The organism is Psychrobacter sp. 1U2, from assembly GCF_051847575.1.
The window spans coordinates 1-798 of record NZ_JBPYDC010000863.1; the positions used below are offsets into that span (position 1 = coordinate 1).

Here is a 798-nt window from a genome sequence, read left to right on the forward strand (position 1 = left end):
ATAGTATGCGCCGGGTTATTTCACATTTGGTGCATGCTTCATCAGACTACAAACATCCATATATGGTAACGCGTCCGGTCAACAAGGTTGGCTATATCGTCATTACCTCTGATCGTGGTTTGGCGGGAGGTTTGAATATTAACCTATTCAAAGCTTTATCCAAAAGTATCCAAGATTATCAAGACCAGTCTGTGCAAACTGAGTTTGCAGTTATTGGCGCTAAGGGTGTGAGTTTTTTCAAAAACTTTGGTGGTAAAGTGACGTCAGCGGTGACTGACTATGGCGATAAACCAACGTTTGAGCAAATAAACGCACCCGTTCAAGCCATGCTTGAAGATTATAGTAACGGCAATATTGACCGTATTTACGTGGTATATAACCAGTTCGTTAATGCCATGACTCAAAAGCCAACCGTTAATCAATTGGTTCCTCTGCCAGAGCACTCGTTTGATGATGAAGAAAGTGGCATACAGACAGAGCTTAGCTGGGACTATATCTACGAGCCTGATATCAAGACATTGATTGATGAATTGCTTGGTCGCTATATTGAGTCGATTGTTTATCAAGCGGTAATGGAAAATATTGCTTCTGAGCAGTCTTCACGTATGGTTGCGATGAAAGCGGCAACAGATAATGCTGGTGACCTTATTAATGATTTACAGTTGGTTTATAACAAGCTGCGTCAAGCGGCGATTACCCGAGAAATCTCGGAAATCGTTGGCGGTGCTGCTGCCGTTTCATAATTGACTACAACCATATATAGAAGTTCAAGGAGAACGCAATGAGTAGCGGTCGTAT

General features: G+C 42.2%; 1 protein-coding gene. It reads left to right on the forward strand.

Going from position 1 to position 798, the window contains the following annotated elements; all coding sequences use genetic code 11:
* Positions 1 to 743, forward strand: a 743-nt coding sequence (atpG, locus tag ACS8FD_RS19185; RefSeq protein ID WP_439277031.1) for a F0F1 ATP synthase subunit gamma, incomplete at its 5' end; no start/stop codon positions are given.
* Between the last annotated feature and the right edge of the window lie 55 nt (positions 744 to 798).